Here is a 21,259-nt window from a genome sequence, read left to right as displayed (position 1 = left end):
AAATCGTTTTTTATGAATTACATAGTCCTGTCTTTAACATCTTTCAAAGCTTTGTTCAGACTTCTGACGGTAGTTCCCAGATAAGCTGCCATATCTTCTTTTGAAACTTTCATTTCTTTCGCTTTTAGTTCCAAAAGTTGAGATAAAGTATGTTCTGTTGCGTGAAGCTGCTGATAAGATGATCGGTTGGAGGTATTTACAATACGTTCCGCAAAAACATCAAGCAATAAATTGTTTAAATTGATGTTGCTTTTGATCAATGACTGAAAGTACGGAATCGTCATTGAAAATACAGTAACTTCCGTTATAGCCTCAATACTGCAAATACACGGAACATTTTTCATCACTTCTATTTCACCAATAATTTCTCCTTTTCCTAAGAATTCAACGATGTATTCCTGATCATTTTTTTCTGTGAAAAAACATTTTGTAATTCCGGTTCTGATGAGCATGATGTTGTTTGAAATCTCATTTTGAGTCAGTATTTTGTCTCCTTTTTCAAAAGATTCTATAATGATATTTCCTTTGTTATCCTGATTATTATATATTTTTTCTAAATAATCTAAAAATGGCTGGTTTGTTTTTAACATAACTTTTTTTGTAACAGAAATCCTTTCGGGATCTAATATTTAAACTAAATTTTACCGCAGAAAATTACAAAAATTAAAGTGAACCCAATGTGAATTATTCTTTAGTGTATTCATAAAAAAACTCGTTCTGCTTGAACGAGTTCTATTATTTATTTCTTTAAACATTTTTCCAAAAACTGATCCTGTTCCCAAAGCAAATGCAAGATATTTTCTTTAGCAACATATCCGTGAGCTTCTTTTGGAAGAAGAACCATTTTCACAGGTGCTCCAAGGTTTTTCAAAGCCTGGAAATATCTTTCGGTCTGCAAAGTAAACGTTCCGGGATTGTTGTCGGCATCACCATGAATCAACAACATTGGCGTCTTCATTTTGTCAGCATTCATAAACGGTGACATGGTGTTATAAATTTCCGGAACATCCCAGTAATTTCTCTGCTCACTTTGGAAACCAAACGGTGTCAAGGTTCTGTTGTATGCACCACTTCTTGCAATTCCGCAAGCGTAATCTTTAGAATGAGTCAGAAGATTAGCCGTCATAAATGCTCCATAAGAATGTCCGCCAACTGCAACTTTATTTCTGTCAATGTAACCTAACTGATCTACTGCATCGATGGCAGCTTTTCCATTAGCCACCAATTGAGGTATAAAAGTGTCATTCGGTTCTGTTTTTCCTTCGCCAATAATTGGAAACGCAGCGTCATCCAAGACTGCATAACCTTTAGCCGTCCAGTAAACAAATGAACCGTAATAAGGGAAGGTAAAGTCATTAGGATTTTGCGTGTTCTGACCAGCTGTATTTTTATCTTTATATTCGGTAGGATAAGCCCAAATCAACAAAGGCAGTTTTTCTTTTTTCGCTTTCCTGTCGTAGTTTGCAGGTAAATAAAGTGTTCCCGTCAAAGTAACGCCGTCATTTCTTTTGTACGTAATGACTTCTTTATAAACATCTTTAATGCTTTCAAAAGGATTGGCAAAGTTTGTAACTGCTTCCGCTTTATTAGATTTAATATTTTTCTTAAAATAATTCGGATACTGACTTGCTGACTGCTGAATCGTCAACACCTCTCCTTTCGCAGGATTGATGATATCGATGATTTCTTCTTTTGCACCTTTAAGATTCGAAGTGTAGAGTCTTTTCTTTTTCAATGATTTCATATCCATCTCATCGATGAAAGGATGCTGTCCGTCTTTGGTGAATCCTGCTCCAATTAAATATGCTTTGTCTCCTTTCATATCTAAAACATATCTTCCGAAATCATTTTTAGTGGTGTGAAAACTTCCCGGATCGCTGTAAACATCCTGGTAATTTCTATCTTCAATCACCTGAGATTTTCCGTCATTTAAATCAACTAAATAAGATTTTGTGTTTCTTGTATCGTACCAACCTTCAGAAACGATTGCATAATGATTATTCGTCCAGCTCGTTCCTTCGTATCTTTGTTTAGTTTTAAAAAAAGACTTTGGAGCAGCAGTAAAAGGAGCTTCCCATGTGAAAACTTCATCCCTGAAATCAACGGTTTTCGACTGATCACCACCATCTAAAGCTTCGGCAAAAACTAATGTTGCAGGCTGATCGGCTCTCCAGCTCATATCTCTTTTTCCTGTTCTTACAGAAGAAAAGCCTTTTGGCATAATTTCATTCAACGGAACTTCATTAACAACTTTTACAACGTTTCCTTTGTTATCATAAACCGTTGTCGTCATTGGGAATCTGTTCAACGGAACGATGTATGAAAACGGTTTTTTGATGGTCGTTAGCATCAGATAATTTCCGTCCGGAGAATAACTGATTCCTCCATATAAATCTTGATCTTTTATCTTTTTTAAATTTCCATTTAAATCTACATTAAACAATTCTGAAGCGGTAAGAATTTCAAAATTCTTCTCATCCTGAGGATTTTTAAGCAAATCCTGATAGGTTCTGTTTTGAGAAACTTTTCCGTCAGCTGTGGAAACGATTGGTCCGGTAGGTAAATCCTTTGAAGAATCTGTTAATTTAGGTCTGTTCTCAGGAAGAACCTTAACCAAAAAACTTTGAGAATCTTTTATCCAACTGTAAGGATTTCCTAAGTTGGCATTCAGATTATCTTTTGTGATTTTCTTTGCCGTTGCCGTTTCTAAGTCAACAACCCAAAGTTCAACTCCTTTATCGGTCGTATTGGTAAAAGCTAATTTTTTCTCGTCGGGTGAAAAAGAAGTATTGGTAATTTTAGGATTTGTCAGCAAACCTTTTACCTGAACTTCAGTTTTATCATTCATCTTTCTTACTTTTAGATTGTAAGAATAAGATGTTGAGCTTGAAATATTCGTCACAGGATTGATTCTCAAACCACCCAGTTTCATTTCCTGCTGATTGAGATCATCCAAAGTTTTATAAGTAGGTCGGTATACAAAAACCACCCAATCTTTTTTTGAATTGGTCAAAACACTTGGCGGTCTGTCGTAATCTGCAAGCTTTAGGATTTCTGCAGAAGGTTTCTGATAAGAAATGTTTTCCTGAGCTTCATAAAAGTTGAGAAACGCCAGTAAACAGATGGTTAGTTTGATCTTCATTATCTTTTTGATTTGATACGAATTTAATGAAAAGTATTTAACCAAAACAAGATGGTTGAAATTCTTTTGGAAACTTAGAGATTTAGCTACTCTATTTAGAAGATTTCTTAGAAGAATTTTATTCATAGTCCCAAAGGGACGATTTAACAAAGAATAGGATGCAATCCTATTAATATAAAAAGTATTAAAACAAAAAAAGCGGCAAAAAATTACCGCTTATATATTTAAAAATAAAATCTTACCATTCTGAAGCTCTTCTTTTCTTTTCTATCATGCCATCTATCGAAAATCTTCCCGCTCCTAAAACCATGATGAGCAAATAAATTGCTAAATAAAGTAAACTCATTTCCTTTTTATCAAATGGATCTGCACCGTGGACTACAAATCCTGCAATAATCATCGTAAAGATGAGAAAACCTACGGCTATTCTTGTAAATAATCCTAAAATCAGGAAAATAGAACAAACAAATTCAGCAAAAACCGTCAGACCTAAAGATATTTTCGGACCTAGTCCGAGGAAATCAAAAAACTTAAGATCACCACCTTCTAATAGCATCTGAAGCTTTGGAAAACCGTGAGACAACATCGCAAAACCTATAAATAATCTTACTATCAACAAAACGATATCTAAGTATATAGGATTAGTTTTTAAGTTGGAGTAACTCATTGATTAAAAATTTAGTTTAAAGATAATAAAAATCTTTTAATACAACGATGAATATTGACTTTTTAGTCTATCGGTATCCGAAATTCTTCAAATCTCTATCGTTCTTTCTCCAGTCTTTTTTCACTTTAACAAACAGATTCAAATGGATTTTTTTTGAGAAAAATTTCTCTAAATCGATTCTTGCTTCTGTTCCTACTTTTTTAATCGCTTCCCCTTTATGTCCTATGATAATTCCTTTCTGGGTATCTCTTTCTACATAAATTATAGAGTCAATGAAAATAATTCCTTCCTTTTCTTTAAACATTTCTGTCACCACTTCTACAGAATATGGAATTTCTTTATCGTAATTCAAAAGAATTTTCTCTCTGATGGCTTCGTTTACAAAGAATCTTTCAGGCTTGTCGGTGTACATATCCTTATCGTAGTACGCAGGACTTTCTGGTAACATTGATTTTAATTTAGGTAAAATAACATCAATGTTGAACGCATTTAGAGCTGAAATAGGAAGAATTTCCGCTTTTGGAATTCTTTCGTGCCATTCGGTCGCTATTTTTTCAAGACCTTCCTGATTGGTCTGATCAATTTTATTCAGTAACAGTAAAACCGGTACGGGAATTTTATTCAATTTCTCAATTAAAAATGCCGATTGTTCAGATTTATCTGTAACGTCTACTATATAAAGAAAAACGTCTGCATCCTGTAAAGAATCTTTTACAAAATCCATCATTTTCTCCTGCAAACCGTATTTAGGGTCTAAAACTCCGGGAGTATCAGAAAATACAATCTGTAAGTCTTCTTCGTTATAAATTCCAAAAATTCTATGTCTGGTTGTCTGTGCCTTTTGGGTAACGATTGCCAGCTTCTCCCCCATCAATTGATTCAGAAGGGTAGATTTTCCGGCGTTTGGCTTTCCAACAATATTTACAAATCCTGCTTTATGCATATAAAAAAATTAAGTCGCTTTTATTACGATTTGCAAAGTTAGTAAAACAAAATCGGTCTTGTGGTCTATATTAAAATTAGATGCTGAAAAAAGTCTATTTTTGGTTGATATTTTATAATTACAAAATTAAACTAAGGTTTCGGGACAGTTAAAAATTTAAAGGTTAAAAAAAACCGTTTCACTTATTTACGAAAAACAAGGAATGATAACTGCTTCAAATAACTTTTAACAAATTTAATTTCTACATGAATATCAACGAAATTATTGATAATATCTACCTACTTCCAACAACTTCTAGAGATAATCTAAAGCAATATATTATTGAAGTTAAGCATCAGAAAGGACTTATTTTAATGGAATCTGACAAAGTAGTTCCTCATATTTACTTTTTGAAAAAAGGGATTGTCCGTGCTTTTGCGTCGTCAGAAAATAATGACATCACTTTCTGGTTTGGAGCGGAAGGCGAACCGGTGGTTTCAATGAAAAGTTACGTTGAAGAAAAACCTGGATACGAAAGTATTGAGCTTTTGGAAGATTGCGAACTTTATCAATTAGAAACTTCAAAGCTGAAGGCTTTATTTAATGAAGATATTCACATTGCGAATTGGGGAAGAAAATTTGCTGAACGGGAATTGATCAAAACTGAAGAACTGATTATCTCAAGACAGTATAAAACAGCTTTGGAGCGGTATAAAGATTTGCTGAGAGATAAACCGTATCTCATCCAAAGAGTGCAGCTGGGACATATTGCCTCTTATTTGGGAATTACGCAGGTGAGTTTGAGCAGAATTCGTGCAGAAATAAGGTGATTTTTTTTAACTTTCTGTCTGATGAAAGAGATAGTGCAGGTTTATTTTTACATTAATCTGCTTGATTTGCTAAATCTGCGAGATAGTATTTCTATTTAAATTAAGTATTTCTTTCAAAATAAAATTTGACAATCTCTAGATTCATTTATTTTTTAACAAATGTAAAATTTAAAGCAAAAGTAAATCCTCAACTTTGTGTCATAAATTATTACTCATGAATTGGATTATTTTAATTATCGCCGGATTGTTTGAAGTTGGTTTTGCTTCTTGTTTGGGAAAAGTAAAAGAAACATCAGGAAACGAAATGTATTGGTGGTTTGGTGGTTTTTTAGTTTGTCTTACAATCAGTATGCTTTTACTTATTAAAGCTACAGAAACTTTACCCATCGGAACTGCTTATGCGGTCTGGACGGGAATTGGTGCCGTGGGAACGGTCTTAATGGGAATTTTAGTTTTTAAAGATCCTGTGACCTTTTGGAGAATGTTTTTTATCTGTACGCTTATAGGTTCTGTAATTGGGTTAAAAGCAGTTTCTCATTAGATTTAAACACAAATAGCACAAATTTTTTCACGAATCTCACAAATAGAAATTCCAAGATATAGAACAAAAACGTCTTCAAAATTGAAGACGTTTTTTCTATTTTTTATAAACCACAGGTAATATCTCGTTGTGATTGAGTCCGTATTTTAAAATTTCCGCATCAGAGAACTGTTTTGAGTAGAAATTGGGTTCTGTTTCAAAACCTGCTTTTCTCAAACGGTCAAAATAATCCATTCCGTACCAGCGAACGTGGTCGTACTGCCCGAAATGTTTCTGACGTTCTTTCGGGTCCTTAATGGTGAAATCTTCATATGTTTTTTCCAAAGAATTTTTCATCGGAACCTGAATAATTCCCCAACCGCCAGGCTTCATAACACGATACAGTTCGCTGATCGCTTTAGCATCATCTTCAATATGCTCTAAAACATGATTGCAAAAAATGACGTCAAAACTCTCATTTTCGAAAGGTAAATCTAAAATATCAGCTTTCACATCTACAATCGGTGAATAAAGATCCGCCGAAATATAATTGAGGTTGCTCATTCTTTTGAATTTCCTCAAAAATTCCTGTTCGGGAGCGATGTGCAGAACTTTACAATTTTTAATGAAAAAATCGGTTTCATTCTGAAGATACAGCCACATCTGACGGTGTCTTTCTAAGCTCAAAGTTCCAGGAGACAAAGCGTTTTCTCTCTGTTTTCCGTAACCGTAAGGCAAAAATTTCCGGTATGATCTTCCATCAATAGGGTCGAAAAACTGATCACCTTTAAAAAACTGATAAATCAACGGACGCGCCCAAACACTCATCTGAATAAGCATCGGACGAGGGATTTTATTAAGTAAAAACTTGGTCAGCGTTTTCATTAAAATTCCATTTGAAATGGCTTTTCTTCATCACTTTCGATGCCTAAAGCTTCGTAAACATACTTAAAGGTAGAAAGCAAAACAGGTTTACCATTCACCACAGCAACGTCATGTTCAAAATGTGCCGAAGTTTGGTTGTCAAGCGTCGTCACCGTCCAGCCGTCATTGTGGAACTTCACTTTTTCAGTTCCCAAATTGATCATTGGCTCTATCGCAATTGTCAAACCGTCTTTAATGACTTTTCCACTTCCCTGTTTTCCGTAGTTCGGAACACTAGGATCTTCGTGCATTTTTCTGCCTAAACCATGCCCTACCAATTCTTTCACAACACCATAACCTTCTTTTTCACAGTATGATTGAATTGCATGAGATATGTCTCCGATTCTTTTTCCTCTTACACATTGTGCGATTCCTTTATACAACGAATCTTTGGTTACCTGAAGTAGTTTTTTGATTTCAGGTTTTACTTCACCAATTTCAAATGTGTAAGCGTGATCGCCAACGAAACCATTCAAAACCGCTCCGCAATCTACAGAAAGCACATCGCCTTCTTTGATTTCTTCTTTGCTTGGAAAACCATGAACTACCTGCTCATTTGGTGAAATACACAGCGAATAAGGAAAACCTCCATATCCTAAAAATGCAGGCTCTGCACCATGATCTTTGATGAAATCATGCGCCAATTTATCTAAATATAAAGTGGTAATCCCAGGCTTGATTTCCTTTGCCAACATTCCTAATGTTCTGGAAACCAACTGAGCACTTTCTCTCATCAGACGAATTTCGTCTATTGTTTTTAATTGAATCATTTTCTTTCTTAAAATGTATCAATCTAGCAGTGTATCAGTGTAACAATTACTGATTGCTAGATTATTATATTCGTAAATTGTTACGTTGAATATTTTACCAGAAAAGTCCTTTTTTCTTTTCTTTTTTTAATTTTGAGTAAGCTAAAACTTCCTTGCCTTCTACACGGAATTCTATTCTTTCGTTGATAATATTATAAATCTCTCCCCAGCCAGGAAAACCACCAAGGTTTCTATCGTCAATAAACCAATCTGCATCTAGTTTTCTCGATTGAGTTTCGCTATCAAAAACTTCTCCTTCAAAACTTGAATTGACTGCATAAAACTCTACACCGTTTTTTTTGCAGAATTCTACAGCTTCATCAAGAGTTTTGCCGTGCCTGTACGTCCAAAGTATCAATCTGAACCCTTGGGACTGCAATTTTTTCAAAGTCTCAAAGGCGAAAATTTTAGCTTTTCCAATTCCTGGGTATGCATCATCCACAATTGTTCCGTCGAAATCTACAGCAATTTTTTTATTACTTAACATTTTGTTCTTTTTTAGCTGTGCAAAGATAATAAATAAAAAAAGAGTGTCGAAAAAACATCCGACACTCTCTATTATAATTTATTGTTAAAATAAAATTAATCTTTCACCCAACTAAACTGAAATTGCAAATCCGGAGTCGAAACTCTGTCAGTGATTTTCTGCAATCTGTTTGGAAGTTTCATTAAATATTCCTGAGCTTTTTCTGCTTTTTCGGTAAGACCTGTAATGTGTTCAATTTTCCATTCGTCTAATAAATCTTTCATGATGTTGATATAATCCTGACCTGTATAAACCATACATCTTTGCGCCGCATCTGAGAAATGTCCCCAAAGTTCACCGGCTTTTTGTCCCGACTGTCTCATCATGTGAGCAGGCATTACGATTTTTTTTCGCATCATATCTTCAAATGCCAAAATCATCTCAGAAGGATCCAACTCAAGAATTTTAGCTACGAAATGTTTGTAAGCTTTTGCGTGTCTTGCTTCATCTGCAGCAATGACACCACACATTTTTGCTAATTTTCCGTTTCCGGACTGTTTTGCCAAAGTCCCTACTCTTCTGTGAGAAATATTGGTTGCAGTTTCCTGAAAGCTTGTGTAAACAAAATTTCTATAAGGATCCATACTTGTCCCAATATCAAAACCATCGCTAATTAAATATTGCGTGGTAATCTCAACCTGTCTCATATTTACTCTTCCACACAGATAAAGATATTTATTCAATAAATCTCCATGTCTGTTTTCTTCACCTGTCCAGGATCTTATCCAGCTTGCCCAACTCGGTCCGCTTTTTTCCTGATCAATTCCGTCAACGCTCATTAACCAAGATTCGTAAGAAGGTAAAGCTTCTTCAGTGATACAATCGCCAATTAAAGTCACAAAAAGGTCGTAAGGCATCTCACGTGCAAAAGTCTGAATTTCATCTAAATCATATTTAAAATTTTCGCTTGAAGGATCTGGTAAATAGTCTGATGGCTGCCAGATCTTTTCGATTGGCGTCAAAAACTTATCTAGAAAAGAACCTACTTCCTTTTCTAGAATACCCATTACCTCTTTTCTTACGAGCTTATTATACATTTTAAAATACGTTTATAAAGTGCAAAGATATTAATATTTTATTATTTGTAGCATACTATTGTATGTGTCTCATAGTAAGTCTTATCTAAATAACAAAAAAATACCGCTATCTTTTAAGACAACGGTAGATATATCATAATCGTATAAGTTTAGCTAACTAAAATGTCTCCGGTCATTATTGCAGGGATTTCAACGCCCATTACAGATAAAATAGTAGGAGCCATATCACCCAGTTTTCCTGGTTTTAAATTCCATTCATGATCTTTATCCATTACAATTAATGGAACCAAATTGGTTGAATGCTGCGTATTTGGTGAACCGTCTGCATTGATCATTACGTCAGAATTTCCGTGATCAGCAAGGATGAAAACTGCATAACCATGCTCGTAAGCTGTCGTTGCTACTTTTTCTATGCATTTGTCAACAGTTTCTGCGGCTTTCACTGCGGCTTCAAAAACTCCTGTGTGACCCACCATGTCGGTATTTGCAAAATTTAAACAGATAAAATCTGCAGTTTCATTTTCCAATTCAGGTAATATTGAATTGGTGATTTCGTAAGCAGACATTTCTGGTTTTAGATCATAAGTCGGAACATCTTTAGGGCTCGGACACAACAATCTTTTTTCACCATGAAATTCTTCTTCACGACCTCCCGAAAAGAAGAAGGTAACGTGAGGGTATTTTTCAGTTTCGGCAATTCTGATCTGCGATTTTCCGTTTCTTTCAAGAATTTCACCCATTGTTTCTTTTAAGACATCTTCATCAAAAACAACTTTTACATTTTCGTACGTTTTGTCGTAATTGGTCAACGTTACATAATGAAGATTGAGCTTTCGCATAAAATATTCAGGCATATCATGCTGACAAAGAACTTCAGTAATTTCTCTTCCTCTGTCTGTTCTGAAATTAAAGCAGATTACCACATCATTATCAACAATCTTTCCTACTGGAACTTCATTTCCGATCTGTGTATCTTTAACTAAAATAATAGGTTTAATAAATTCGTCAGTTACTCCTTCATTGTAAGAATTTTGAATAAGAGAAGCTGCATTCATTGTTCTTTCTCCGATACCGTTGACCATTGCATCATAAGCCAATTTCACACGTTCCCAACGTCTGTCTCTGTCCATTGCATAGTATCTTCCGATTATCGTTGCCAGAGCACCAGTCGTTGTACTCATGTGATCCTGAAGTTCTCTGATAAAACCTAAACCAGAATGCGGATCACAATCTCTCCCGTCAGTAAATGCGTGAACATATACATTTTCATGCAAACCATATTCGCTGGCAGCCGTTAATAATCCTTTTAAATGATTGATATGTGAATGCACCCCTCCGTTGGAAACCAAACCGATAAAGTGCACGTTTTTTTTCTCTGCCTTAGCATAAGCAAACGCTTCCTGAATCACTTCTTCATGACCCAAAGTACCATTTTCAACGGCCATGTTGAGTTTAACCAAATTCTGATATACCACTCTTCCGGCACCCAAATTCATGTGTCCAACTTCAGAATTTCCCATCTGTCCCAATGGAAGTCCTACTGCAAGACCACTTGCCTCTAATGTTGTGTGTGGATATTTTTGATAACAGCTATCTATAAATGGCGTATTTGCCTGAGCTAATGCAGAAACTTCAGGATTTTGACCCAAACCCCATCCGTCAAGTATTGCTATTATTGCTTTTTTTGACATTTTAATTTATTTTTTAACAAACAAATTTATCGATTTTAAAGTGAATTGAAGAATTTGAATAACCTAAATTTTTATTAAAAAGCTTCTTAAATATATTAAATGAAACTCGTTACGTACTACGAGAATATATTTAAATTATTGATATTTAAATAATTGTGTTTCTTTGCTAAATAAAATGCCATTGTTTGTCTTAAAAAAAGAAATCTAATTAAAAACTTAGTCTTTCTTAGCGATAAAAAAACGCAAGGATAGACAAGGAATTTTTTTAAAAAATATTGAAATAAAGGTAAACAAAGCCGTTTCACTTATTTTAGAAATACAAAAATTTAAAATGCACAAAGGGTTAAATGAAGTAATATTAAATTCTCAGCATCAATAATCTGTGTATTCTAAGACATATGCAAATTATATCTCACTAAATTTACGAAAGGTTCTTCTCTTTTTACAACGGCAAACATTCTGTAAACAAGTTTACAGCAAACAGCATTAATAATGGAATTATGGGCTTTTCCCTCTTCTTTTTTTCTCTTGTAATAAGATTTTAGCTCCTCATCGTAAATAACTGCCGAATTTGCACCATTAAAGAGTACCGTTTTAATCCTCTTATTTCTAAGCTTGCTGGTTTTGGTCTTTCCTTTAATACTCGTTCCCGAGCAATGCTCAAAGGGAGCTAAACCTGCATAGCAATTGAATTTTCTGGGATTCTGAAACGCTGTAAAATTATTAGTCAAAACAATCATATAAGCAGCGGTCAGCATACCTACTCCTTTTACTTTGGTTATTTTCTTATAATTCGTGCTTATTTGCTGTTGTTTATCAATTTCCTGCTGTATTCTTTTTTCTACCAAATCAATATTGTTGTCCAATCGTTTGATGTGTTCTGCAATCTCATCTATTTGATAGCTAACATCGGCAATTTTATTTATTTGATGAAAAGATTGTTTCTCATTTTTAAACTGCGTTCTTATCTTTATCAAATGGTTTCTGTAGGTCAGAAGGTTTTTTATTATAAGAATTTCTTTCTCCGGAAGAGCATGGATTTTGAGTTCATTACAGTGAACTTTTGCATACCTTGCTATTCTCCACGAATCTACTTTATCATTTTTCCCTCTCTGAATTCCCTGACTCAACTTTATTTCCAAGGCAGGAATCTGATAATAAGGCAGATTATGGTTTTCTAATATTTTAGCAAGAAGAAGCCCGTAGTTACCGGTGTTTTCAAAGCAATACCGTAACTGGGAATCCTTTCTTACGTTAGTTGAAATCATCTTTTCAACTCCTTCAACCGAGTTTTCTACCTTAAAGAAAATCTCTTTTTCGTCATTCTCACTCATTACACAGACATCCAATGTATCTTTAGAAATGTCTATTCCGACAAAATAATTTTTCATAATTTTGGATTTAGGAATAAGCCTGAATGAACCAACCTTGAATGATGCTAAAACCTTTAATAAGCCTCAATGCTTAACATTCTAAATGGCAGTAATTCAAAAGAGAAAATAAAGTCTGATATACAGAATAGTTCTGTTCTGGCAATCTGTTTAGTTCACTTTATTTTCTCTGGTTCTTCAGAATTATAATTATTATCTAAGTTAATGCTAAATCCTTTGGCAAATCTAAAGGAAAATCTGTGTGATCCGTGGGAATTATCAATCACGCAAATCACAGATTTTTTTCTCGAAATAAAACCACTTTATTTGCTTTATCTTGTTTAATCTTTAAACCTTTTAAATATTTTATTAATTTTGCGCTATGGATTTACGTGATCAACTCAAAAACCTTTTTCCTGAGCATGAAGAGCAGGAATTTCAAATGCCTGAAGAACAGTTTAAACAGAAAGAACCCTTGGTTTGTAAGTTTGAAAAGAAAGGCAGAAACGGAAAACCGGTGACCATCGTTGAAGGTTGGGAAGGTAGTGAGGAAGATTTAAAAAAGATTTCGAAAAAAATAAAAACCACACTGGGAATAGGTGGTTCTGAAAAAGACGGTACGATTATCATTCAAGGAGATAACCGTGATAAAATCATGACTATTCTTAAAGATTTGGGCTTTAAGACAAAAAGAGTCGGCGGATAATTTTTAAAAGTAAATCTGCGTTTGAGGCATCAGTTCTTTCAATTTTTGTATGGTTGCATTTTCCATAGGATTTCCTGCTAAAATTAATGTTTTTAGATTTTTCAATTGTTGAAAATCTGTTGGAAGATCTTTCAGTTGATTGTTTGCCAAATTCATACTCACAACACCTTTTAAGCCTTTTACTTTAGAAGAAATTTCTTTCAGATTGTTATTGCTTACATTCAAAAACTCAAGATTTTTAGATTTAAATAAATAATCAGGAAGTTTTACAATCGCATTCTGCTGAAGCTCTAAATATTTTATTTTCTCTGGAAACTTTACATCAGCTAAATCATTGATCTGATTGGCAGAAAGATTTAGATATTTTAAATTTTTAATTTTATTTAAATCCTGCGACACAAAGCTTATTTGATTGCTGCTCAGGTTGATTTCTTCTAACGTCGGAATTTCAAGCAACGCTTCAGGGAAAACATTTAAATTATTGGCGTCAAAATGCACAACTTTCAATTGCTGAAGTTTTGAAAGATTGGGATTAATCTTTGTAAGACCGTTCAGATTCATTGAAAAAGTAGTCAGTTTTTTCAGATTACCAATTTCATCGGGAATAAATTTGATGCTGTTTGAATTAATGTTTAAAATTTCCAATTGTTTCAAACTAAAAATATCATTATCCATTTTCTCTAAATTGTTTGCCATCAGATTCAAGAAAAATAAAGAATCCATCTTCACGAGATCAGGAGGAACATTAAAAATTCCCTTGTCTCTGAAACTCATGCTGTAAACTGTTTTCTCACTTTTCAGAGCGTCTTCAATATTGGTATAGGTGGGAAATTTGATGGGGTCAATCTGTGCTTTGACGTTATAAAGAGATAAAAAGGCAATGCTTAGAATTAATTTTTTCATGAGAATATCTTTTGCAAAAAATTTAATTTAAAATGGTTTCGTTAAAACAAAAAAAGCCACCGACAAAGAAAATGTCGGCAGCTAAGAAAGAAATTAAGTAATTATTTTTTAAGAATTTTCACGGTCTTCTGGAATCCTTCAGCCTCGATGTTAAGCATCAAAACTCTTGAAACCTGAAGTTGAGAGGTAAAATCTAAGTCTAAAGATGAATTGTTTCCTGAGAATTTCTTTTGGTAAACAATTTTACCATCCATGCTGTATGCAGTCACTTCAAGGTTTTTCAAAGCTTTAGGAGAATTGATTTTCACTAAACCAGATGTTGGGTTTGGAGAAACGGTCACTTCTGTTTCCTTAACAGTTTCAGTAGTTCCTAATACTGCAGTTGTACCCAAAAATTGTTGTAAAGCAACGACCATAGTGGCAGATTTCCCTTTATAATCAATCACATTTCCTGTAGCATCAATATCCGTAGATATAGTGGAATTTGGATGTTGAATAGAGAAGAATCCAAATTTGTGATCTGGTGTGAATGTAAGACCAGTAGGCTCTGAACCTGCAGGCATAGAAGCGAATAATTTCACTTTAGGATTTGCTGCAGTATGATCTGGTGCAATTACCCAAATGTAATTTTTACCACCATCCTGAAGTACCCATAGGTTTCCTAATTCGTCAAACGTAAGGTTATCATTACCATCTCCCCAAGTTTCAGTTTTCACACCCTGAGCTGTATTAAATGAGTATTGCGTTGTAGCACCGCCAGCGAAAACTTCTACCTGAGAGGCCGTCATCCCATTATCCTGTAAACGGTATATTTTATTTAAACCTTTTGCTGTAAAGTATATTTTACCATCAAGTGGGCTGATTTCTACATCTTCAACACCGTTGAAAGCAGTTCCACCTAATGATTGTGCAAGTGCCTGAGTATTATTTTGATCTGCCTGTTGTTTATTAGGAACCTGAACCCAAGTTGCTGTAGTTCCTGTAGGATTTCCACCAGAAAGAGGTTGGTCTAATTTTAAAACATATAAATTTCCTGATGTAAGATCGTTTGGAGTATCCATCACGTATTTGTACACTAAGTTTGTACCTCCATCTTCACCGTAATAAGCGATTGTTCCCGCATTGTTTACCACTACATTTTCATGATTCATCTTACCCATTTGCCAAAGTTTATCTTTAGTTCCTGAAGGATTGTGAGACATCACCTGTGCAGTAACAGGATCAATTTCTACCAACCATCCGTAGTCATGGTTTCCATCCGCATTGCTGTCGTTTCCTGTTACAGATTCTTCAGCAGTAACAACTGTTCCCCAAGGTGTAACACCGCCAGAACAGTTTCTGATGGTCTGTACCAAACTTGGTGCAGAAAAACTAACGCCTCTTGATTTCGTTAAAGCCCAAAGTTTTGAGGTTGGATTATAATTAATCTCTGCCATGGTTACCCCACCAGGACTGGTCTCGTGATTTACAGAAAGATATCCGTCTGTGCTGCTTGAACTTTTCGGTACATAACCTGTAAAATCATTCAGACCACCTACAAGACCACCACCCTCGGTATAAGCATCACCTTCTTTCAGAATCATCTGAAATCTATGCTCTGCAGGAATGATTAGTTTTGAAGTCTGAGACGTAGGAACGATAGATGTAAAACAGCTAATGTGTGTTCCTGTACAAGTAGTAATTACTCCTACATTTTTAAGATAAGCATCAATCGTTAAATCTGAACTTGCGCCAGTTCTATTGTGTAATTCGATTGAAATTCTGTTCACTCCCTGTACAAATTTACTTTTCAGAATAGAGAATACATTGATAGCAGTTTCTCCTGCCCCATCAATTGTTGTAAGAGAAGCTGTATTGTGTGTAATCGTTCCTGTAGGCATATTATCTCTCACAACTTCTTCACCATTCAAATAAACGACGATACCGTCATCTCTTCTCACACCAAATTCCAGAGTATTGGTAAGGTCTGCTAAGTTTACAGTAAAATCTTTAATGAAATATGCAGTAGGTAAACCCGTAGCACCATTGTGAATAGTAGTTGTTACCGGATCACCATAACCTAATGGCCCATTACCCGAAGACCAAGCTGAAGCATCAAAATTGGTGTTTTTCCAATTTGCTGATGGTGCTGCATCGAGATCATAAAATTTCCAAGAGCTTTGCAATCCGAAAATTGTAGTTTGAGCCTGAAATGCTGAGCTTGTCATTAATACAAGTGCTGCAACTGAAAGTAGTTTTCTTTTCACTTTTAAATACTTTTATTTTTTCTGTTGCAAAGCTATTTTATTATTGCGAGCCCTCTGTTAATAGGGTTTTAATTAAATCAAGCTTAATATTAATTAATCTCAAACATAATATTACGGGGATTAACTTTATGTTAAATCGTGCTCAAATTTTAATTATTTAATTTTTGCTTTGCTGATATCCGTCAGAGAATTCAGGAAGGCGATAATCTGTTTAATTTCAGTTTCAGTTAAGTTCAATTTATCGGCAGGCAAAGTCTGATTGTTAATTTTTAAACCTAAACCTTCTGCCCCACCTTCGTTGTAAAAATCTAAAACTTCTTCTAAAGTTGTAAAGGCACCGTTGTGAAAGTAAGGTTTCGTTAAAGCAATATTTCTTACCGTCATCGTTTTAAAAGAATTTTCATAAATCCAGGAATCTTCTTTTTTAACGTTACTTTTTATTCTTCCCTGATCAGAATCGATTTCCAGAGGGGAAATTTTTATGGGTTGTTTGGTAACACCCAAAACTTCAGATTCATTTTCATTAAAAAACGGCGGAACCAATCCTGAAAAATGAGGCGCAAAATGGCAGGTTGCACAGTTCGCTTTTCCCATAAATAAATTAAAACCTTTCTTTGCGTCATCAGAAATCTCTTTTTCGTTTCTCATAAAACGGTCAAAATCGCTGTCAAAAGAATAGAGAGAAGCTACGTAAGAACTTAGAGCCTTAGAAAAATTCTGCTTGCTGATGTCTCCGTTTTTAAATGCCTTTCGGAACGCTTTTTTGTATTCTAGTTTATTTTTTAGTTTTTTAATGATGCTTTCATAGCTTGTATTAAATTCATCATTATTATAAATAACGTGCTCTGCCTGCTGCTCAAGATAAAAAGCACGCATATCGTAGAAAAATCTTTTCGCAAAAACCGCATTATACAGTGAAGGTGAATTTCGTAAAACCGTTTTTCCTTCCACATTACTCAAAGATTTAGTTTTAAGATCGGTAAAAGCATTTTCGGGAAGATGGCAAGATGCACAGCTCATCTTTCCATTATCGCTGAGATTTTGGTCATAGAAAATTTCTTTTCCTAATGCTTTCAGATCGTCATTGTCTTCAGAACCTTTTAAAATGGTAAAAAAATACGGATCTAAGAAATCACTGCTGAAAAAGTTTTTATTGGCAATATTCCAGCCCGAAAATTCTTTTAAATCATCTGTGTTTCCGTCCCAGCTTCCTAATTCTTCGTACAATGGCTGTAGATATTTCTTGTAAAACTCAATTCTGTCAAATGTTTCAAAATCTTTATTTTTATTTAAATAAATGATACTTTCATCTATAAGTTGGTGAGCTTTATCTGAATTGTAATTTTTAAAATAAGCATCATCCTGAATGTATTTTTTCATTCCCTTTAAAGCAAAAGCTGCTTCTTCAGAGATGTTTAATGAGCCAGGCGTATCAAAACCTGTCAATCCTAAAGTGTAGATTCTGATTAATTCGATTCTTAAAGGCAATGTTTTATTATTTCCTTTGCTTAAACCATTGGTGATAGAGCTTAAATAGAAATTATTGTAATTGTTGTACAGAAAATCTGTGATCTCAATGATCTTATCTTTCTGTTCGGCTATTTCGTCAGAAAAAATCAGTTCGTCCAAAACCTGCAAACCTTCTGGCGGAAGTGTGTAAGCAGTAGTTCCTGCAGCTTCAATTCTGAATAATGGTGCGGCATTGAGATGCGTTTTAGAAAACTCCGGATAATGATAAGCGATGAAAAATTCAATTTCTTTATAAGAATTCCGGGTATTTTTTAATGAATTCTGAAGTTGTTCTGCATTGATTTTATCATCTTTAAAAAGATAAACGTCGGTCTTTAAACTTTCAAGATGATTTTTAAAACTGAACAAACCCTGAGCAACAAATGTTTTCTCGTTTCCAAATCCTTTATGAACCGGATTGAATGACATGGCGGCAATTCCAATGAATGCGATAAGAATAAGTAAAGGATAAGACCTCGTAAAATTTTTCATCTGCAAAACTATCATCCCAACGTTACCGCAGTTTTAACGAAAAATTAAATAATGTTTATATTTTGCTTCATTTAATTTTCACTAATTTTAAATCCCTGAAAAATTCAGGTTCACAAATTTCAATCAAACTATATAAAAAATATGCTCAATAAACTCGCAGCTTCAGAACTGGTTCTGAATGAAGACGGAAGCGTTTACCACCTGAATCTTTTACCCGAAGATATTGCCGATAAAGTAATCCTTGTGGGAGATCCTGATCGTGTTCCGAAGGTTTCAAAATATTTTGATACCGTAGAAATCAAAAAGAACAAAAGAGAATTCTATACCCACACCGGAACCTTGCGAGGTGAGAGAATTTCTGTAATGTCAACCGGTATTGGAACAGAAAACATCGATATCGTGATGAACGAACTTGATGCTTTGGTGAATATCGATCTTCAGAAAAAGGAATTCAAAACCGAACACAAATCTCTGGAACTTTTCAGAATGGGAACCTGCGGCAGCGTAAATCCTGATGTGCAGGTCGATAATATGCTGGTTACGCAAAATGTGGTAGGCCTTGACGGACTGATGCATTTCTATCAGGACTACAGTTTTGAAAACGAATTTTCAAGGAGTTTTTTAGAGAAATTCCCTTACGAAAAGATCAAGCCTATGTTGTATTTCTCTGAATGGTCAGAAGATTTGGGCGAAGTTTTCAAAGATGCAAAATACCACGGCAACACGGCAACTTTCCCCGGATTTTATGCGCCACAGGGAAGAGAACTTCGTTTAAAAGCTTTGGATGACAAGTTCCTTGAAACTTTAAATGACCTGGGCATCACCAATTTTGAAATGGAAACTTCTGCCATCTATGCTTTCTCTAAACTTTTAGGTCACAAAGCCATTACCGTCAACAACGTCATCGCCAATAGAAGACGTGGCGAGTTCTCAGCAGATCACCACCAGTCTGAAAAAAGATTGATTGAGTGGGTTTTGGAGAGAGTGATTAGTTAAATTTAATTGTCTTAAAAGAAAAATACAAAAGCAGGATTTATCAGTCCGGCTTTTTTGATGAAGAATCTTTATCATTGATGACTTTTCCGCCGAAGTTGTAAGTTTGGAAAACGGGTATTTTAGAGATTTGATTTTCATTAGAAATATGAATAATATTAACAAATAAATTTAAAATTTGAATTACGGTTTTCCATAAATGCTTTTTAAAATTTATAAGTATTTTTATCATCAATAAAACAAACAAGTCACCATGGAAATTATTTTAATTTTAATTTTATCTTTTCTTGCAATCTACTTTTATACTAAGTTTAAAAAACTTAAAAATGAAATTAAAACAAAAGATATAAAATTCAATGAATTAGTAGTACAAAACAATCTTCTTGAAACTAAAATTCAATCTGCTAACAGAGAAAATTTAAATCTTCAGAATACCAATCGTGAGATGAAAGATAAAATTGCAGAATTAAGTAAATATCAAAGCATCATCGATGTAAAAATTGAATGCGAATATCTTCTGAAGAAAGCTCAAAAAGATTATGAAAAACTGAGAGAACAAGGAAGTAAAGAATTATTTGAAGCTCAGGAAAACGCAAAAGAATCGAGAAGAAATATTAAAGAGCTTACAGAAAAGAAACAACGAGAAATCGAATTATTATATGAAAATGCTGTAAGAGAATCGAAAAGAATTATTGATAACGCGGAAAATAAAGCCGAAACGATTGGTGGTGATGCCTACCGAAGCCTAAGAGAAGCAAACGAAATTGCAGACAGAATTCAGGCAATGAAAAATGTAATCAAAGGATATGGAAATGAATACCTAGTTCCCAATTACACACTTTTAGATCAGCTTGCAGAAGATTTCAGTCATAAAGAGGCGGGAGAAAATCTCAAAAAACTTCGTCAGAATAATAAGATGATGATTGTCAACAGACAGGCTGGAATCTGTGATTATGTGGATAGAGAGCGACAACTAACGGCTGTCGATTTTGTAATTGATGCTTATAACGGGAAAGTTGATTCTATTCTGGCGACAGTAAGAAAAGATAACTATGGAATTTTAAAACAGAAAATTGAAGATGCTTTTCAATTGGTCAACTTTAATGGAAAAGCTTTCAGAAATGCAAGAATATCTGAAATTTATCATCAGGCAAGATTGGAAGAACTTAAATGGGCAGTTGTTGCACAGGAATTAAGAGCAATGGAACTTGAAGAGCAAAGAGAAATCCGGGAACAGATTCGTGAAGAAGAAAAGGCTCGTAGAGAATTTGAAAAAGCGATGAAAGACGCTGAAAAAGAAGAACAAACTTTAAAAAGACTGATTGAAAAAGCCGAAACTCAGGTTTCACGAGCAAATGAAGAACAGAAAGCACTTTTCCAGCAAAAATTGGAAGAACTTCAAGGAAAACTAATAGCAGCTGAAGAAAAAAATCAACGAGCAATTTCAATGGCACAACAAACTAAAACAGGTAATGTTTATATTATTTCAAATGTCGGTTCGTTTGGTGAAGATGTTTATAAGATTGGAATGACTAGACGTTTGGAACCTTTAGACAGAGTTCGTGAATTAGGAGATGCGAGTGTTCCGTTTGAGTTTGATGTTCATGCGATGATCTACTGTGATGATGCACCGGCTTTGGAAAGACAACTTCATAAGAAGTTTCTCAAAAATCAGCTTAACAAAATCAATCCACGAAAAGAATTCTTCAGACTTGAACTTAATGATTTGAAAAGTCATATTGAAAGAATTGGCATTAATTGTAAATGGACACTTCTTGCCGAAGCAAAGCAGTATCGTGAAACTTTGAAACTAGAAGAAGAAATGAAAACAAACAAAGCAATGGAAGCTGAGTGGAAACGTTTTCAAGAAGTTGCAGATCCTGTGACATATGATGAAATAATTGAAGAAGTATAATTCTTAATAAGTTGTTATCAACTTAGAGTTTTTATGCTTAAAAAATATATAAAACTA

Annotated in this window: 18 protein-coding genes; 5 read left to right on the top strand and 13 right to left on the bottom strand. The window is 34.4% G+C overall.

Annotation, left to right across the window (positions count from 1 at the left end; translation table 11 throughout):
- Positions 1 to 17: 17 nt before the first annotated feature.
- The 4 genes from LNP04_RS01875 to era all read right to left on the bottom strand — a co-directional run bounded on the left by LNP04_RS01875 (position 18) and on the right by era (position 4,752).
- Entirely contained in the window at positions 18 to 590 is a 573-nt protein-coding gene (locus tag LNP04_RS01875) for a Crp/Fnr family transcriptional regulator (protein ID WP_229984895.1), read from the bottom strand.
- Positions 591 to 739: 149 nt separating this feature from the next.
- On the bottom strand, positions 740 to 3,142 hold the full coding sequence (locus tag LNP04_RS01870) for a S9 family peptidase (RefSeq protein ID WP_229984894.1): 2,403 nt from the start codon (positions 3,140 to 3,142) through the stop codon (positions 740 to 742).
- 238 nt (positions 3,143 to 3,380) lie between these two features.
- On the bottom strand, positions 3,381 to 3,809 hold the full coding sequence (locus LNP04_RS01865) for a DoxX family protein (protein ID WP_229984893.1): 429 nt from the start codon (positions 3,807 to 3,809) through the stop codon (positions 3,381 to 3,383).
- Positions 3,810 to 3,876: 67 nt separating this feature from the next.
- Positions 3,877 to 4,752, bottom strand: coding sequence for a GTPase Era (gene era / locus LNP04_RS01860; protein WP_047443936.1), 876 nt, complete (start codon positions 4,750 to 4,752; stop codon positions 3,877 to 3,879).
- Positions 4,753 to 4,997: 245 nt separating this feature from the next.
- Between era and LNP04_RS01855 the strand changes: the two genes are divergently transcribed.
- Both LNP04_RS01855 and LNP04_RS01850 read left to right on the top strand, forming a co-directional pair.
- Complete coding sequence (locus LNP04_RS01855) at positions 4,998 to 5,561, top strand: Crp/Fnr family transcriptional regulator (protein WP_229984892.1); 564 nt, start codon at positions 4,998 to 5,000, stop codon at positions 5,559 to 5,561.
- Between the two features lie 214 nt (positions 5,562 to 5,775).
- Complete coding sequence (locus LNP04_RS01850) at positions 5,776 to 6,102, top strand: multidrug efflux SMR transporter (RefSeq protein ID WP_229984891.1); 327 nt, start codon at positions 5,776 to 5,778, stop codon at positions 6,100 to 6,102.
- 96 nt (positions 6,103 to 6,198) lie between these two features.
- On the opposite strand, the gene LNP04_RS01845 is transcribed toward LNP04_RS01850, so the two are convergent.
- The 6 genes from LNP04_RS01845 to LNP04_RS01820 form a co-directional block, all read right to left on the bottom strand.
- Positions 6,199 to 6,966 carry a class I SAM-dependent methyltransferase gene (locus tag LNP04_RS01845; protein ID WP_229984890.1) on the bottom strand — a complete coding sequence of 256 codons (768 nt, stop codon included), beginning with the start codon at positions 6,964 to 6,966 and terminating at the stop codon, positions 6,199 to 6,201.
- On the bottom strand, positions 6,966 to 7,775 hold the full coding sequence (gene map / locus LNP04_RS01840) for a type I methionyl aminopeptidase (RefSeq protein ID WP_229984889.1): 810 nt from the start codon (positions 7,773 to 7,775) through the stop codon (positions 6,966 to 6,968). Before map ends, LNP04_RS01845 begins: the two co-directional genes overlap by 1 nt.
- A gap of 94 nt (positions 7,776 to 7,869) precedes the next feature.
- Positions 7,870 to 8,301, bottom strand: coding sequence for a BT0820 family HAD-type phosphatase (locus tag LNP04_RS01835; protein ID WP_229984888.1), 432 nt, complete (start codon positions 8,299 to 8,301; stop codon positions 7,870 to 7,872).
- Between the two features lie 95 nt (positions 8,302 to 8,396).
- The gene (locus LNP04_RS01830) at positions 8,397 to 9,377 is read right to left on the bottom strand and encodes an acyl-ACP desaturase (RefSeq protein ID WP_229984887.1); all 981 of its coding nucleotides are present in this window, start codon (positions 9,375 to 9,377) and stop codon (positions 8,397 to 8,399) included.
- Between the two features lie 149 nt (positions 9,378 to 9,526).
- Positions 9,527 to 11,068 carry a 2,3-bisphosphoglycerate-independent phosphoglycerate mutase gene (gene gpmI, locus LNP04_RS01825; protein WP_229984886.1) on the bottom strand — a complete coding sequence of 514 codons (1,542 nt, stop codon included), beginning with the start codon at positions 11,066 to 11,068 and terminating at the stop codon, positions 9,527 to 9,529.
- Between the two features lie 389 nt (positions 11,069 to 11,457).
- Positions 11,458 to 12,459 (bottom strand): IS110 family transposase, encoded by a 1,002-nt coding sequence (locus LNP04_RS01820; RefSeq protein WP_229984885.1) that lies wholly within the window; start codon positions 12,457 to 12,459, stop codon positions 11,458 to 11,460.
- A 361-nt stretch (positions 12,460 to 12,820) separates the two neighbouring features.
- Between LNP04_RS01820 and LNP04_RS01815 the strand changes: the two genes are divergently transcribed.
- On the top strand, positions 12,821 to 13,144 hold the full coding sequence (locus tag LNP04_RS01815) for a translation initiation factor (RefSeq protein ID WP_229984884.1): 324 nt from the start codon (positions 12,821 to 12,823) through the stop codon (positions 13,142 to 13,144).
- A 3-nt stretch (positions 13,145 to 13,147) separates the two neighbouring features.
- On the opposite strand, the gene LNP04_RS01810 is transcribed toward LNP04_RS01815, so the two are convergent.
- The 3 genes from LNP04_RS01810 to LNP04_RS01800 all read right to left on the bottom strand — a co-directional run bounded on the left by LNP04_RS01810 (position 13,148) and on the right by LNP04_RS01800 (position 18,294).
- Complete coding sequence (locus tag LNP04_RS01810) at positions 13,148 to 14,047, bottom strand: leucine-rich repeat domain-containing protein (protein WP_229984883.1); 900 nt, start codon at positions 14,045 to 14,047, stop codon at positions 13,148 to 13,150.
- Positions 14,048 to 14,148: 101 nt separating this feature from the next.
- The gene (locus tag LNP04_RS01805) at positions 14,149 to 16,293 is read right to left on the bottom strand and encodes an alkaline phosphatase PhoX (protein ID WP_229984882.1); all 2,145 of its coding nucleotides are present in this window, start codon (positions 16,291 to 16,293) and stop codon (positions 14,149 to 14,151) included.
- 153 nt (positions 16,294 to 16,446) lie between these two features.
- Positions 16,447 to 18,294: a cytochrome-c peroxidase gene (locus LNP04_RS01800; RefSeq protein WP_229984881.1), complete on the bottom strand. Its 1,848-nt coding sequence runs from the start codon at positions 18,292 to 18,294 to the stop codon at positions 16,447 to 16,449.
- A 141-nt stretch (positions 18,295 to 18,435) separates the two neighbouring features.
- Between LNP04_RS01800 and LNP04_RS01795 the strand changes: the two genes are divergently transcribed.
- Positions 18,436 to 19,290, top strand: coding sequence for a nucleoside phosphorylase (locus LNP04_RS01795; protein WP_229984880.1), 855 nt, complete (start codon positions 18,436 to 18,438; stop codon positions 19,288 to 19,290).
- 250 nt (positions 19,291 to 19,540) lie between these two features.
- On the top strand, positions 19,541 to 21,202 hold the full coding sequence (locus LNP04_RS01790) for a DUF4041 domain-containing protein (RefSeq protein ID WP_229984879.1): 1,662 nt from the start codon (positions 19,541 to 19,543) through the stop codon (positions 21,200 to 21,202).
- Positions 21,203 to 21,259 lie beyond the last annotated feature (57 nt).

This window comes from Chryseobacterium sp. C-71, from assembly GCF_020911865.1.
In the GTDB taxonomy this organism is placed as follows: domain Bacteria; phylum Bacteroidota; class Bacteroidia; order Flavobacteriales; family Weeksellaceae; genus Chryseobacterium.
Note: the sequence above shows the minus strand (reverse complement) of the source record. Positions and strands in the feature narration are given on the sequence as shown.

Excerpts from the sequence above, each read along its gene's own strand:
- LNP04_RS01855 (WP_229984892.1), top strand. The coding sequence starts at position 4,998 with ATGAATATCAACGAAATTATTGATAATATCTACCTACTTCCAACAACT.
- LNP04_RS01845 (WP_229984890.1), bottom strand. The coding sequence starts at position 6,966 with ATGAAAACGCTGACCAAGTTTTTACTTAATAAAATCCCTCGTCCGATG.
- era (WP_047443936.1), bottom strand. The coding sequence starts at position 4,752 with ATGCATAAAGCAGGATTTGTAAATATTGTTGGAAAGCCAAACGCCGGA.
- gpmI (WP_229984886.1), bottom strand. The coding sequence starts at position 11,068 with ATGTCAAAAAAAGCAATAATAGCAATACTTGACGGATGGGGTTTGGGT.
- LNP04_RS01865 (WP_229984893.1), bottom strand. The coding sequence starts at position 3,809 with ATGAGTTACTCCAACTTAAAAACTAATCCTATATACTTAGATATCGTT.
- LNP04_RS01815 (WP_229984884.1), top strand. The coding sequence starts at position 12,821 with ATGGATTTACGTGATCAACTCAAAAACCTTTTTCCTGAGCATGAAGAG.
- LNP04_RS01810 (WP_229984883.1), bottom strand. The coding sequence starts at position 14,047 with ATGAAAAAATTAATTCTAAGCATTGCCTTTTTATCTCTTTATAACGTC.
- LNP04_RS01820 (WP_229984885.1), bottom strand. The coding sequence starts at position 12,459 with ATGAAAAATTATTTTGTCGGAATAGACATTTCTAAAGATACATTGGAT.
- map (WP_229984889.1), bottom strand. The coding sequence starts at position 7,775 with ATGATTCAATTAAAAACAATAGACGAAATTCGTCTGATGAGAGAAAGT.
- LNP04_RS01835 (WP_229984888.1), bottom strand. The coding sequence starts at position 8,301 with ATGTTAAGTAATAAAAAAATTGCTGTAGATTTCGACGGAACAATTGTG.
- LNP04_RS01795 (WP_229984880.1), top strand. The coding sequence starts at position 18,436 with ATGCTCAATAAACTCGCAGCTTCAGAACTGGTTCTGAATGAAGACGGA.
- LNP04_RS01850 (WP_229984891.1), top strand. The coding sequence starts at position 5,776 with ATGAATTGGATTATTTTAATTATCGCCGGATTGTTTGAAGTTGGTTTT.
- LNP04_RS01800 (WP_229984881.1), bottom strand. The coding sequence starts at position 18,294 with ATGAAAAATTTTACGAGGTCTTATCCTTTACTTATTCTTATCGCATTC.
- LNP04_RS01830 (WP_229984887.1), bottom strand. The coding sequence starts at position 9,377 with ATGTATAATAAGCTCGTAAGAAAAGAGGTAATGGGTATTCTAGAAAAG.
- LNP04_RS01875 (WP_229984895.1), bottom strand. The coding sequence starts at position 590 with ATGTTAAAAACAAACCAGCCATTTTTAGATTATTTAGAAAAAATATAT.
- LNP04_RS01870 (WP_229984894.1), bottom strand. The coding sequence starts at position 3,142 with ATGAAGATCAAACTAACCATCTGTTTACTGGCGTTTCTCAACTTTTAT.
- LNP04_RS01790 (WP_229984879.1), top strand. The coding sequence starts at position 19,541 with ATGGAAATTATTTTAATTTTAATTTTATCTTTTCTTGCAATCTACTTT.